Below are 14,256 nucleotides of genomic sequence, written 5' to 3'. Positions count from 1 at the left end.
ATCAATTGTAAAAGGAATGTTTTCTTACTCATTTTATGTAGTCTTAAAATTTTAAGGTAATATTTGCGCCGAATGTTCTTGGTAAAGCAAAAGCAGCAGCATTAAATGTTCCAACACCATATCCATACCCATAATAGGCTTCATTTGTAAGGTTTTTAGCCCAAATAAATAAGTCCATGGTTTGTGATGTAATTCCTAACCTACCGTTTAATAATCCATAGGAAGGCTGTAATGAGTTGTTTGGAATATCAAAATAAATATCACTTTGATAATTGTAATCTAATGATGATTCTAAATTTATTTTTTTAGATAATGGTTGTACAAAATTTACATTTATATTTCCATTAAATTCTGGAGAAACAGGTAGTGTTTTTCCAGATCTATCTTCCAAAATGACAGTTCCATCGGAAGGATTTACAATTACTTCATTGTACTTGCTTACTTTAGCGTTTAAATATCCTAAGTTCATTCCTAAACTCAACCCTTTTGAAATAGCTGCTTTACCTTCAAATTCTAAACCAAAAATTCTAGACTCTCCTATGTTATCAATACCAAATGCAAATGTTGATAAATCTAAAAGTGTAAATATTTGCTGGCCTGTATAGGAGGTATAAAATCCAGTTAGATTAAGCTTTAAAGTATTATTTAGAATAGTAGATTTTAAACCAATTTCATAATTCAAAGATTGTTCTGGATTGAATTTAGCTTTTTCTTTATCCGTAATAAATTGATTTATACCCCCTGGTTTGTACCCCCTAGCAATACTTCCAAAAGCAAATATTTCATTTGAGATGTTATACCCTATAGTTCCTTTTGGAGAAAAAGAAGTAAATTCGGCAGCATCCACAAAACCTGATGGAGGGAAGGCAGCAATATTATAAGTACGTTCAATGTCTACGGTGTTTTTTTCATAATCCAAACGTAACCCACCAGTAAAGGATACTTTATCGTTTAAAGTATATGTTGCTTGACCATATAAAGCTATTCCTTTTTGAATGGTCTCCAACATATCTGAACGTGTATTTGGTATAGCTGTTGGATCCACTAGGCTAATATCTTTCCCTGCAATAAAGTTATCGTTTTGAGATGTTTTGTTATGGTATAAGAAAACACCAGCAGTCCACTGCAGTGAACTATCATTAGTAGATACTAAACGAAATTCCTGAGAGAAATTATGTAGTACATTGTCTCCAACAGCTGATTGAATATCGAATGGTGTATAATCGTATTCGTCTCGTCTATCGCCTGCATTTTTTTGATATGCAAAAATGGAGTGAATACGAAAAGAAGGTAGGTCATATTTTAAATGCAACGCTATATTTTGAAATACTACTTGCCTTAGAACATCCATATCAAAATTTACCTTGTATGGGTTGTTTTTTAAAATATCCTGTAAACTTATTTGAGGTGAAGCAACGCTATAAACATATGCATCAGATTCTTTTCGTTGTACATTATATTGTAAATTAAATTTTAACTTATCAGTAGCAAAGTATGTGAATCTAATGTTTGCATCTACAACTTTTCTATTCTGTAAATCTTTATTATTGAATTCATTTTTTACAAATCCATCTCTATCAGCAATATTTGTACTAGCTCTTAATAAGAGTTTATCTTTTATTAAAGGTGCATTAAAGGCAAAAGAAAATTCTTTCGCATTTAAATTTCCGTATCCACTCGTTAAATATCCACTTACTTTATTTTTAGGGCTTTTAGTTTTTATGTTAAGAACCCCAGCTAAAGAGTTTCTTCCATATAAAGTACCTTGAGGTCCCTCGAAGCACTTCGATGCTTTTTAAATCCTGAAGTGCTAAAGGAAAAGAAAACCCGTTAAAATATGGAATATCATCTATATATACTCCAACAATAGGCTTATTATCAATGGTAGTTATACCTCTACTGGCAATCATTGTATATCCTCCAGTAGCGCCGTCATCATAAGTTCTAAAATTTGGAGCAATACTATTCAGCTCGCTAATTTGTTTTATTTGTAGTTGCGAAATTTCTTTGGTGCTAATCGCAGATACAGAAGCCGCTGTTTTTTGTAATTTTTCAAAACGGCGATTTGCTGAGGATATAATTACTTCTTCTAGTTTGTCTGATATTTGATAGAGCGTAAAGTTAATTACCAAATTATTAGCATTCAGAACAACTTTTTTTGTAATTGTTTGGTACCCCAAGAAACTTACCTTTAAAAAATAGGTGTTTGATGTTAAATTTTCTATTTTGTATTTCCCATTTTCGTTTGTATACCCCCCCTTTGTAGTTCCTAGCAAAGTAATTGTTGCCCCATTTATAGCAGTATTATCTAAACTAGTTACTTTACCTTCAACACTCCATTTTTGTGCACTGATAATACTAGAAGTAAGTATAAGCGCACACCATAAAAAGTGTTTCACATATGTTTTCTTTGTTTTCATTATTTAGACTAATTATAAATTGTGTATCTTTAGGGGCGAAAGTACTGTCTTCTTGGATAGAACGGCTACGCGGGGCGGAACAAATAATACGGGATACGGAATAGTGACAAGGTATAAACTACATTTAAACGATATAGAAGAGCTTGTTTTTGACTCTGATAAAATGAGTTGTAAAGTAGATGATTGTGGAGTTAGAGAGCTAGATTTTGGTTTTGATCATTCTAATATTCAAGGTCGATATAGAGAGATTATTACTGATAAATTTACCATAGGTTACGGAAATGGTTGTTTTAAAAATAGCACTTCTATTGATTTTAAAATGGAAGGAGAAATTGTAGAAATGCATTTCACTTTAATAGGTTCTACATTGACTCAAATGAAATATTTTTCGGAAGAGTTTTTGATAAAAAAAAATCAGCATAATATTTTTTATGGGAGTGATGTTGAAGGAAGAATGGTTATGGCAGAGGGAGATATGTTTGCATTTGAGATTAAAATAAAACCTGATTTTTTTCAACAATATATTCCCGGGACTGATTTTTTTAAAAATTTTATTAAGATTATTGAGAATAAAGAGGTTGGTTTTATGAATAAGCTTAACTATCCGATGACGGCAGAAATGCATTTTATTATTCATGAAATTGTTAACTGTAAGTGGAAAAGTAAGTTTCGTTTATTATTCTTGGAATCTAAAGTTTTAGAGCTTTTGTTACTTCAAATTGATCAAATAAGTAGTTATAAAGTAGTTACACAGTCATATCCTAGTTCAAAAAAAATAATAGATAAAATGTACTATGCTAAGGAGTTAATTACAAAAAGATTAGATGAGCCATTACGATTGATTGATTTAGCAAAAGAAGTTAACACTAATGAATGTACTTTAAAGAAAGAGTTTAAAAGTATTTTTGGAACAACAGTTTTTGGTTACATAAAAGATCTGAAAATGGAACAAGCAAAAAAAATGCTCTTACGAAGAGATTTCTCCGTTTCAGAAGTATCAGATGCTGTTGGTTATAAAAACCCACAACACTTTTCTACTGCTTTTAAAAGGCATTTTGGCTATACACCGAGTATGCTGTTAAAAAAGTAGTTATGAAAATATTTACTAGCTATCTAAAAGCGTTTACATAATAGATATTGGTTTTGATTTTTAACTTCTCTACTAAAAAATTAGTCTTTACTTTTTATGGAATGACGAATGTATTTTTCTACTACTACCGCTGTAATTATTACTGTATAAAATTGCCCTAATAACCCAGTTAATATTGATGCTTTTTGAGCAACAGGAGTCAAGGGTGTTATTTCTCCGTAACCTATTGTTAAAAGTGTTATGTAGGAATAATATAAAAGAGAATCGATTTTTTCATCTAATGAAGAAACATCTAATAATACACCTCCAAAAGACCCAGGGTTAGAAATTTCAATAGAAATAAAAATAAAAAAAGCAATGAACCCAAGTGAAATATAGCCACTCATTAATCCTATAATTACGTTTTTATTTACATTTTTCGAATTCCATACCTGCTTTATAATAGCAATAGTTACTGAAGTATAAAACAAGAAATAAAAACTTAAACGTGTATAATTATAAGGGGTATTAGTTTTCTTTTGTATTAGGTTTAATCCTAATACAAAAAGTAATCCAGCAAAAAGAGTTAAAAAAAACCAGAAAAGATTTTTCTTTTTTGAAATTAATATAATGCCAGTGGCAATATTTGCAAGAAAAAGAATAGGCATTAACTCTTCTTGAAAGAATTCAATAGGAAATAATAATGAACCAAATAAAATAGCAAGTAAACTAAAGAAAAAAGATTCAAAACGATGCTTATATAAAGTTTTATACAGGTTTTTCATACACTATTTATTCTTCTAATAACGCTTCATTAAATTCGTAATTTTTGTAATTAACCTTGAATAATGCACTGTATAATGAAGGAATAAACAATAAAGTAATAACTGTTCCAAAAAGTAACCCGATCATAATACTTACCGCCATTCCTTCCCACATTTCCCCTCCAGAAAGATATAATGGTATTAATCCTAAAACAGTTGTAAATGTAGCTAATAATATTGGTCTAAATCGCTGTAAACAAGCTGCTATTACAGCATCTTCATCATTTTTACCTAAATGTTGCTCTACTTCCATCCTGTCAATAAGAACAATGGCATTGTTAATTACAATTCCAGCTAAAGAAATTACCCCTAAGAAAGGCATAAACCCAAAAGGTTCTTGAAAAGTTAATAAACCAATAACTACTCCAATAATTCCTAGAGGAATGGTTAATACAACCATTGCCATTTTTCTGAATGAATTAAATTGGATAATTAACAAAAGTATGATTATAAATCCTGAAAGAGGAAGATATGCAATAACAGACCCCATACTTTCTGATGATTGTTTTGCATCACCACCTAGTTCATAAGTATACCCTTGAGGCCATTTTTTAATTTGTTCATCTAGCCAAGGAGAAACCTCTCCCATAACAGCGGTTGCATTTCCATCTGCACTAAGTTTTGAAGAAATATTAATAGTTCTCCTTAAGTCTAAACGTTTTATTTTAGAATATTGCCATTGAGGAATAATAGTAGCGACTTGTAATAACGGTACACTTTTACCAGAATTTTGGGAAAAAATATTTAAGGTTTCTAAAGAGGCTAAAGTTTGTTGTTGACTATCACCACTTCGCATTAAAATAGGTATAGACTTATTATTTTCACGATATTCACCCGTATTAAATCCATCTAAAACAGTTTTTAATGAAGTAGCTATATCTTGACTTGAAACGCCTGCATTTTGTGCTCGATTTTGATCTATTTTAATTAAGAATTTTTTACCTTTTTGGTCCCCAATCATCTTTTACATTTTTTGTTCCTAGCGTTTTGGATAACTTTGTTTTAATGGTTTCCGAAATTTTAGCTAGCTCATCAGGATCAGAACCTGATACTTTAATTTCTATTGGAGTACCACCACCTCCAGCACTTAAAGCTCCAACTTTAATATCGGCATTTGGAAAGTTTTCAAAGGTATAACGATCTAATTTTTTAATCATTATATTGTTTTCATTAAAGGAGCTTGTGTTTACTAAAATATGTGCATAACTTGAATTCGCTTCATCTTGCGCATATCCTAGATCATATGACTCAGGTCCTTGACCGACATAGGATGACCAGTCTGTAATTCCTAGAGGTTTGTTCTCGGAAGTTTTTAAAGAGTCGAGCATGTACTGCTCAATTTTTCTTACAACTTCTTTTGTGCTTTCTATCTTTGTTCCTAAAGGAAGGTTAACATCAATAGTAATCATATTCCGATCGCTATCAGGAAAAAACACAAAATCTACTTTTGTAAAACCATAAAGAGACATAAAAAAGACAATGAATATCCCTACAATTACTTTCCATTTATTAGTTAAAGCAATTAAAATTAAATCTTTGTAATAATTTTTTAATTTATTTATAATCCGATCTATTAGCCCAGGTTTTTTTATACTTTTAGATTCAACTTTTAAGAATAAATAACAAAACATTGTAATTACGGTTAAAGCAATAATCCAAGAAGACATTAGTGCTATAGTGATTACTACAAAAATTGGACCTACAATATCTCCCATTGTTGTTGGCGACATATAAAAAGCTAAAAATGCTGCTGAGGTTGTTAAAGTTGAAATTAATAAAGGCATCCATAATTCAGAAAAAGCATCTACTGCAGCTTTCTTTTTATCAATTCCTTGCTCCATTTTTACCATAATAGTTTCGGCAACAACAATAGCATTATCAACCAACATTCCTAGTGCCATAATTAAGGCGGCTAATGTAACTTGGTTAAGTCCCATTCCTATAACTCCCATAATCATCAATGTCATTATGGTTACAATAGGAATTAAACTTGCAATCACTAATCCAGTTCTTATTCCAAGAAAAATTAGCATAACAATCAATACTATTCCTATAGATTGTAATAAGTTAGAGATAAAATTACTTATTTTATTATCAATATAGTTATCTAATGATGATACTCTGGTTAATTCTAATCCAACAGGTAATTTTTCTTTCCATTGCATAACAATATTATTTACAGCTTCTCCAAGTTTTATAATATTTGCTCCTTTTTTTAGGTTCACATGAAGAGAAACCGCACTTTTTCCATCAATTTTTACAATTTGAGTAGGAGGATCTATATACGCTTTTTTTATAGTGGTAATGTCTCCTAATTTTACCAATTGAGAACCACTAGTTCCCACAGGAATTAGCATTTCTTTAATGTCTTCAATAGAATTAAAATTCCCTGTAGGTTCTAATATAATTCGTTCATCTCCAACATTTATTTGACCTCCAGAGCTCAATATATTGGTAGTTGATATTATTTGCTGCAATTTAGATGATGATAAGCCATAGCTTTTTAATCGTGTATTGTCAAATTCGATAAAAACCCGTTCATCTTGTATACCCCCTAAAGTTACTTTTGCAGCATCTGATAATTTTATTAGATCATCTTTAATATTGTCAGCATAATTTTTCATTTCAGCATAGCTATAGCCATCTGAAGTTAAACCAACAACAATACCATATACATCGCCAATCCCATCGTCATTTAGGTTTGGTATTACCCCTTGTGGAAGGTCTTGCATAGAGTTTAACTTTCTTCGAAGACGATCCCATACAGCTTGCATTTTATTTTGGCGAACTTCATCTTTTAAAATAACTGATACTACGGATAAACCCGTTCTTGACGTACTGTTAACTTCTTTAAGTTCTGGGAGTTCTTGTACTATTTTTTCAATTTTATCACTTACTAATTGTTCAACACGTTCAGGGCTTGCTCCTGGAAAAACAGATACAACAGTTGCAACTCTTACAGTATAAGGAGGCATACTGTCTCGAGATAATCCAGAATACATTACCAATCCCATTAGAACTATGGTAGCCAATACCATAAAGGTAATTCGGTTTTTATCTATAGAAAATTGTGCTAAATTCATTGGTTAAACTAGTTTTTCTTCTCCGTAAAACGGAAGGTTAATTTTATATGAATTTTTTTATTGAAGTTTTACTTCTTGTCCGTTAAGCAATGTTTGTAAACCTGCGGTAGCAATTTTTTGACCTTCTGACAATCCAGTTTTTACAATAAAACCATCTGGAGTTAAACTACCAATGGTAACTACCTGTTTACTTACTTTCGTCTTTTCACCCTCTTCTTTAATGAGGAATACAAATTTTCCATTACTATCTTCTCCTACAGCATTTGCAGGAACTACCAGTTCTTGATTAGTGTTTTTATTCCCCTCTTCGAAATTAAATATAACATTGGCAGTCATACCACTTTTTACTTCTTCAGAAGGATTTGTTAATACTACTCTAATTGGGTAAGTAGCAGTATTAGAGTCTAAAGCAGGTGATATTTCAGTAACTTTTCCTTTAAAAACTTTTTCTTGAATAGAAGAGAATGATACTTCTACAGGCATATTTTCACTAACTTCATTAATTACACTCTCAGGTAAGCCAAGAAAAATCTCCATATCAGTACCAGCATTAAGAGTGGCAATTGTTTGTCCTGGACTTACATTTTCATCTATCTCAGCAGCTACTGAAGAGATAATTCCATTTTCTGGAGCAACTAAATAACCAAAACGTATTTGTTCTTGTTGTAATGCTACACTTTGTTTAGCTGAATTATACGAGTTTTTAGCTGAATTATATGAATTTTTTGCCGATTCGTAATTACTTAAAGCTGTAGAACCTTTTTCAAAAAGTTTACGTGTTCTATCTAAACTTAATTTGGCTGTATTCATTGCTGATTCGGCACTGTTTAATGATGATAAAGCACTTTGGTAATTTAAACGTGCTTGTACATTATCCAAAGTTGATAATTGTTGTCCTTTACGTACTTTTTGTCCTATTTTAATATTAAACTTTGTAATAATTCCAGAGTTTCTAAAACTTAGCTTTATAATTTTATCAGTACGCGAGGTACCACTAAAAGAACGAACTTTATTACCACCAAAAAAGCCCACTGTTTCATACTTTACAGGACGAATTAATTTTACAGTTTCTTTTTTTTCTTCACCACATGAAGCAAACAGTACTCCTGAAAAAACGATGATTAAAAATTTGATATTATATTTCATTTTGATGATGTTTTTATGCTTGAGTTGTTATTGTTTATTTAATAAATAATCTTGAAAACGTTGTGTAAAATTATCGTTTTCAGCTTTAGAATGTAATAAGAAATAATACCCAATATTACGTTCTAATTGTATTGCATTGATTAAGAAATTATACACTGCATTTGCTTTTGATAATTGTGCATTTAAATAATTGTTTTGAGCATCTATTAATTGCACAAAGTTCACAGCACCTTCTTGGTAAGAGGATTGAGTTAACTCTAAAGACTCTTTTGCCGTTAGTTCAGATACTTTTGAAAGCTCAATGTTTGATATTTCATTTATCAAATTTAACACACCGTTTCTTACGTTAGCAGCAATGTATAATTCGCTATTTTGGCGATTTATCTCTATTTGATCCTTTTGAATTATAGCTGTTTGTTTATTAATAGTATTCTGGTTTTGATTGAAAATTGGAATAGATACATTTAAACCAGCATTGTAATTACCATTAATAAAAGCGGTCCCTGCTGGAAGTGTGCTTCCAACTCCATTTCTTCCAAATGTACGGTTGTATTGTCCTTGTAAAGCAACTGTTGGTATAAATCGATTACTTCCACTTAATTTAATATTTCGGTTTGTTGCTTTTAAGTTATAATCTAACGACTTCAATTCTGGAGCATTTTTTTTTGCCTCTTCTATTAAAAATGATATAAAAGGTTCACGAGTAGTTGGATTGTCTAATAGTTCTGTTAACTGTGCGTAGTTATAATCTTTATAGAGTCCTTCATCTAATTTAGGATCATCTATTTCAATTCTCATTTCTAACGGGTTGTTCAGTAATTGATTTAAACCAATAAATCCTTGTTCTAATTGATTTATAGCCTGAATCATTACCTGTGTGTTTTGCGCTAATTGACTGCGAAAACGTAATACATCTGACTTGTCTGACTGGCCTGCCTCAAAATTCTCTTTTGCTATTTGGAGATTTTTCTTTGTTAAATCTAAATTACGCATTCGAATTTGTGCATTTGATTTTAATATTAACGCATTAAAATATGCATTTGACGCATTAAAAACTGTATTTAACTCTTCGGCATTATAATTTTCTTCTTCAGCCTTTTTAAGGTTTTTTTGAATATTAATGTTTGCACTTGCTGCAGGAGAATAGATAGTTTGTTGTAATGAAATATTTCCACCTGTTGAAAACTCAGGATTTATAGTTGAAGCAATATCAGGATCAATATAAGTACCATTTGCAGTAGCAGTTATAGTTGGTAAATAATTACTTTTTGCAGTTTTTACTTTTTGCTGACTTAAATTAATATTTTGCTTTTTTGCTTTTAGCGATAAGTTTTTATTTAAAACTTGCTTCATTACAGAAAGCAAGTTGTAGTGCTTTTTAGCATTTACATCTTTAAATTCTCCTACAAAATCTGTGTTATTTAATAAACTATATTTTATAGGAACTCCAATTGCATTTGCAGTATTATAGTTAATCGTTAACCGTGGACTGTATTCTATATAAACAGGCATTTTATCCAATGGAATTCCATTAATATAACTTTCAATGGTAAGAGATACGCGTCGTAAAAATTGCTCAAAATTATCCACTGATTGATTTGTTGCCATAATACCATTTTTAACATCATTAATATTATTTATGGTAAACGACGGAAGCTTCTTGTTAATAAAAACACTTGCTATTTTTTTTGTTTCATTTTTAGTTAGAAAAAAGCCACCAGCAACATATACAGCATCTATTCCATCAAGATTTGAGGTAATGTCTTTTACACTTTCAAAAGGAATAAGTTTATAACTAGCATTTATTTCTTTTAAACTTTTATCGAAAGTTTCTTTTAATGGAAGCATTTTAGCCAAAGGAGTTTCAATAACAATACCCACTTTTTTAAAATTAGTAAGTTGTTTTAATTTTTTTAAATCTTCTAAATACGATTGTGAATTTACTAAATAGGTAAAGTTTTTAATCCCTGAATTAGCCTTTGTAACATCAATAGCGTTAAAATCTCTATTTAATGAACCAAATAGAATAGTAGGCTTTTTGTGTATTTTTTGAGCCTCTATTATTTTACTATTTACAATACCAAAAGCCAAAATTATATCAGTTGAATTATTTAACAATGTAGTATAATTTAACGTAGCTTTTTTTACATCATAGTTGTTGACTAGTAAATTATTTGGAGGAAAATTAACAATAGCGTCTTCTCCTACTACTGTTTTAATTTGATTTTTTAATTTTTGTAATAAAGGATCAACTTCAATAGTTTTATTATCTAATAAGATACCAATATTGTAGTTTTTCTTTTTTTGGGAGTACGAAAAAATTACACTAAAAAATAGTAGAAAAAGAAAAAGTTTCCTCATTTTTTGTTGTTTTTTAATTGATTTATATTTTACAGATGTATAAGAGAGGGAAATATTGTAAGAGATTAATTATAAATATAATAATAATAAATTTAAATGCAATAATTAGTAGTTTTAAATGAGTTTATTTTAAAAAATGTAGTTATTATTATTGATGCTTTTAATCAATTTAATAGTAAATTTTTTGTAGTATATATTGCAATAGTTGTATTATAAAAACTAAACCCAGATACTATTTTTGCAATTGTAATTTGTATTGCAATTTTGTATTGTGTTTAGAAATATAAATACTAGCCCTAATGTTTTATTTTTGTTATTGAATCTTGTAAGTATCTAAATTTATTAGAGAACTCACCATAGTTAAAAAGAGTATTTTTTGTTACATAAGCATCCCAACAGTTTTTTAGAAACTCCAAATTAGGCAATGTAATTTTTACTTTATAATTTTCTAGAATAGAAAACTCTTCTGAGGTATAGTTTGTTAGTTTCTGTAGCTCTTTTTTACCTTTATGTTTACCAGAGCACACTAGAAAGTATTGAGTACTTTTAGAAAAATGTTGTGCTAAAAAACCACCTAAAGCCATTAAATTAACTTGTGATATTTCAGTATAATCTAACCACAGTATTACTTCAGAATACATGCTTAGGTCTTCTAATTGTAAAATAGGTTTTATAGTAGCGTCAAAATAATCTATTCTTAATTTTTGATACTTGGTTTCAAAATAAGAATAACGTTCAGTCCAAAACTTATCTGAAAAAACATCTTTGGTTAAAGGCCCTTCAATTAAATTTTCTTCAAAAAAAATGGTACTTCCTTCAATAGAAGAGTTTTTGAAAATTGTTAATGCTTCATTATCACAAAAAATATGTAATACGTTATTCATGTTTTTTTATTAAGCTTCAAAAATAGTTAAAAACTATAATTCATTAGAATATATTTTTTATGATTAGAGTTAGAAGAAGCATTCAATAAATACTATTATAATTTATTTCTATTTAAAAATAAAAAACAATCATTTTTGTTTATTTAATTTTACTGTTAAACTTAAAACATATAAAAAATGAGAAAATTTTATTTATCGGCTATAGCGAGTACTTTACTTTTCGCTTGCAATAGTGGGGAGAATAACAGTGAAGTAAAAGAAAAAGGCGAATGTCCTTTTGGTTTTGATAAAGGGCATAAAAAAGAACAGATTTCACAAAAAAAAACGAATAAAGATTGGTGGCCAAATAAACTAGATTTAGATGTTTTAGCACAAAATTCAGCATTATCAAATCCAATGACAAAACAGTTTAATTATGCTGAAGAATTTAACAAACTAGATTACGCGCAATTAAAAAAAGACCTTACAAAGTTAATGACAGAATCTCAAGATTGGTGGCCTGCAGATTATGGTCATTACGGACCATTATTTATTCGTATGGCTTGGCATAGTTCAGGAACATATCGTACTGGTGATGGTAGGGGAGGCACCCGTATGGGACTTCAACGTTTTGCTCCTCAAAATAGTTGGCCTGATAATGGTAATTTAGATAAAGCTAGAAGGTTATTGTGGCCTATAAAACAGAAATATGGTAAAAAAATTTCTTGGGCAGATTTAATGATTTTAACAGGAAATGTAGCTATCGAATCGATGGGACTTAAAACAATTGGTTTTGCAGGAGGTAGAGAAGATGTATGGGAACCTCAAAAAGATGTGTATTGGGGGTCAGAATCAGGATGGTTAGAAAGTAGAAGACTGAATAAAGAAGGAAAGTTAGATTTAGATATTGAAAATCCTTTGGCGGCAGTACAAATGGGATTAATTTATGTGAATCCTGAAGGTCCAAATGGAAAACCTGATCCAGTTGCTTCTGCTAAAAACATACGAATATCTTTTGCTAGGATGGGTATGAATGATGAAGAAACAGTTGCTTTAATTGCTGGAGGTCATACTTTTGGAAAAACGCATGGAGCTGAACCTGCAGATAATGTAGGAGCTTCTCCTGAAGCAGCTGGTATTGAAGAACAAGGATTAGGATGGAAAAGTAGTTACAAAACAGGAAAAGGGAAAGATGCTATTACTTCTGGTTTAGAAGTTATTTGGACTCCAACACCAACAAGATGGAGTCATGCTTTTTTAAATACATTACTTGATAACGAATGGGAATTAACTAAAAGCCCTGCTGGTGCTCATCAATGGGTTGCAAAAGATGTGGGAGAAGTTTTTCCTGATGCTTTTGATAAAACTAAAAGACATAGACCTACGATGTTAACTTCAGACTTAGCATTGAAATTTGACCCTGATTATAAAAAAGTATGTCAAAAATTTTTAGACAACCCTTTATCTTTTGATGAAGCATTTGCAAAAGCTTGGTTTAAACTTACGCATAGAGACATGGGACCAAAATCAACATATTTAGGATCTGAAATCCCTAAAGAAAATTTTATTTGGCAAGATCCAATTCCAACACGAACTGATAAATTAATTACTAAATCTGAAATAAAGATACTTAAAAAAGAAATTCTTAATTCTGGAATTCCTTATAATCAATTGATAGAAACAGCATGGGCATCGGCTTCTACGTATAGAGGTTCAGATAGAAGAGGTGGGGCTAACGGTGCTCGTATTCGTTTAGAGCCACAAATTAATTGGGAAAGTAATAACCCAGTTCAACTAAAAAAGGTATTAGCTGTTTATAAAAAAATTCAATCTGCATTTAACAATACTTCTAGAAAAGTTTCTATTGCCGATTTAATCGTTTTAGGAGGGTCAGTAGCTGTAGAAGAAGGAGCTAAAAAAGCTGGGTATTCAATAGAAGTTCCTTTTAACCCTGGAAGGATGGATGCCACACAAGAACAAACAGATATTGCATCATTTGCAGTTTTAGAACCAATGGCTGATGGGTTTAGAAATTATCAAAAGAAAAAATATACGCTTACAACCGAAGAGTTGTTAGTAGATAAAGCGCAATTATTAACCTTAACAGCTCCTGAAATGACTGTTTTAGTAGGAGGAATGCGTGCATTAAACGTACGTTATGATGCTTCAACCAAAGGAATTCTTACTAACACATCTGGCGTTTTAACAAATGAATTTTTTGTAAATCTTCTAGATATGAGTACTTATTGGACTCCTGTTTCTGAAGATAAAATGGAATTTGAAGGTAAAGACAGCAAAACAAATGCTGTTAAATGGAAAGCTACTAGAGCCGATTTAATTTTTGGATCTAATTCTGAATTAAGAGGATTAGCAGAAGTATACGCAAGCAATGATGCTAAAGAAAAGTTTGTAACTGATTTTATTGCAGCTTGGGTTAAAGTAATGAACTTAGATAGGTTTGATTTAAAATAAGTAAATAGTTAGTATATA

General features: G+C 30.4%; 10 protein-coding genes. 2 read left to right on the top strand and 8 right to left on the bottom strand.

The features are described 5' to 3' along the window. Window positions 1–43: 43 nt before the first annotated feature. Both ACMFBB_RS11415 and ACMFBB_RS11410 read right to left on the bottom strand, forming a co-directional pair. Window positions 44–1,387 carry a TonB-dependent receptor gene (locus tag ACMFBB_RS11415; RefSeq protein WP_435264299.1) on the bottom strand — a complete coding sequence of 448 codons (1,344 nt, stop codon included), beginning with the start codon at window positions 1,385–1,387 and terminating at the stop codon, window positions 44–46. Window positions 1,388–1,724: 337 nt separating this feature from the next. Further along, window positions 1,725–2,420 carry a carboxypeptidase-like regulatory domain-containing protein gene (locus ACMFBB_RS11410; protein WP_435260906.1) on the bottom strand — a complete coding sequence of 232 codons (696 nt, stop codon included), beginning with the start codon at window positions 2,418–2,420 and terminating at the stop codon, window positions 1,725–1,727. Between the two features lie 52 nt (window positions 2,421–2,472). Between ACMFBB_RS11410 and ACMFBB_RS11405 the strand changes: the two genes are divergently transcribed. Next, on the top strand, window positions 2,473–3,510 hold the full coding sequence (locus tag ACMFBB_RS11405) for a helix-turn-helix domain-containing protein (protein ID WP_435260905.1): 1,038 nt from the start codon (window positions 2,473–2,475) through the stop codon (window positions 3,508–3,510). Between the two features lie 80 nt (window positions 3,511–3,590). Here ACMFBB_RS11405 and ACMFBB_RS11400 read toward each other — a convergent pair whose 3' ends face one another. The 6 genes from ACMFBB_RS11400 to ACMFBB_RS11375 all read right to left on the bottom strand — a co-directional run bounded on the left by ACMFBB_RS11400 (window position 3,591) and on the right by ACMFBB_RS11375 (window position 11,787). Further along, window positions 3,591–4,274, bottom strand: a complete 684-nt coding sequence (locus ACMFBB_RS11400; protein ID WP_435260904.1) for an ion channel — start codon at window positions 4,272–4,274, stop codon at window positions 3,591–3,593. A 7-nt stretch (window positions 4,275–4,281) separates the two neighbouring features. Then, a complete protein-coding gene (locus ACMFBB_RS11395) occupies window positions 4,282–5,274 on the bottom strand; it encodes an efflux RND transporter permease subunit (RefSeq protein ID WP_435260903.1) in 993 nt (330 codons plus the stop codon). After that, on the bottom strand, window positions 5,252–7,396 hold the full coding sequence (locus ACMFBB_RS11390) for an efflux RND transporter permease subunit (RefSeq protein ID WP_435260902.1): 2,145 nt from the start codon (window positions 7,394–7,396) through the stop codon (window positions 5,252–5,254). The genes ACMFBB_RS11395 and ACMFBB_RS11390 overlap by 23 nt, the downstream gene beginning before the upstream one ends. 57 nt (window positions 7,397–7,453) lie before the next feature. Beyond that, a complete protein-coding gene (locus ACMFBB_RS11385; RefSeq protein WP_435260901.1) occupies window positions 7,454–8,542 on the bottom strand; it encodes an efflux RND transporter periplasmic adaptor subunit in 1,089 nt (362 codons plus the stop codon). Between the two features lie 27 nt (window positions 8,543–8,569). Continuing rightward, entirely contained in the window at window positions 8,570–10,903 is a 2,334-nt protein-coding gene (locus ACMFBB_RS11380; RefSeq protein WP_435260900.1) for a TolC family protein, read from the bottom strand. Between the two features lie 296 nt (window positions 10,904–11,199). Next, entirely contained in the window at window positions 11,200–11,787 is a 588-nt protein-coding gene (locus ACMFBB_RS11375; protein WP_435260899.1) for a DUF1835 domain-containing protein, read from the bottom strand. 177 nt (window positions 11,788–11,964) lie between these two features. On the opposite strand from ACMFBB_RS11375, the gene katG reads away from it, so the two are divergent. Next, window positions 11,965–14,238, top strand: a complete 2,274-nt coding sequence (gene katG / locus ACMFBB_RS11370) for a catalase/peroxidase HPI (protein WP_435260898.1) — start codon at window positions 11,965–11,967, stop codon at window positions 14,236–14,238. The last annotated feature ends 18 nt before the right edge of the window (window positions 14,239–14,256 follow it).

Source organism: Tenacibaculum sp. nBUS_03 (assembly GCF_051201695.1).
Classification (GTDB): domain Bacteria; phylum Bacteroidota; class Bacteroidia; order Flavobacteriales; family Flavobacteriaceae; genus Polaribacter.
This window is presented reverse-complemented; position numbering and strand designations above follow the sequence as displayed.

What these genes read in the sequence shown, in the direction of transcription:
- ACMFBB_RS11385 (WP_435260901.1), bottom strand. Translation starts at nt 8,542, where the DNA reads ATGAAATATAATATCAAATTTTTAATCATCGTTTTTTCAGGAGTACTG.
- ACMFBB_RS11400 (WP_435260904.1), bottom strand. Translation starts at nt 4,274, where the DNA reads ATGAAAAACCTGTATAAAACTTTATATAAGCATCGTTTTGAATCTTTT.
- katG (WP_435260898.1), top strand. Translation starts at nt 11,965, where the DNA reads ATGAGAAAATTTTATTTATCGGCTATAGCGAGTACTTTACTTTTCGCT.
- ACMFBB_RS11410 (WP_435260906.1), bottom strand. Translation starts at nt 2,420, where the DNA reads ATGAAAACAAAGAAAACATATGTGAAACACTTTTTATGGTGTGCGCTT.
- ACMFBB_RS11395 (WP_435260903.1), bottom strand. Translation starts at nt 5,274, where the DNA reads ATGATTGGGGACCAAAAAGGTAAAAAATTCTTAATTAAAATAGATCAA.
- ACMFBB_RS11375 (WP_435260899.1), bottom strand. Translation starts at nt 11,787, where the DNA reads ATGAATAACGTATTACATATTTTTTGTGATAATGAAGCATTAACAATT.
- ACMFBB_RS11390 (WP_435260902.1), bottom strand. Translation starts at nt 7,396, where the DNA reads ATGAATTTAGCACAATTTTCTATAGATAAAAACCGAATTACCTTTATG.
- ACMFBB_RS11380 (WP_435260900.1), bottom strand. Translation starts at nt 10,903, where the DNA reads ATGAGGAAACTTTTTCTTTTTCTACTATTTTTTAGTGTAATTTTTTCG.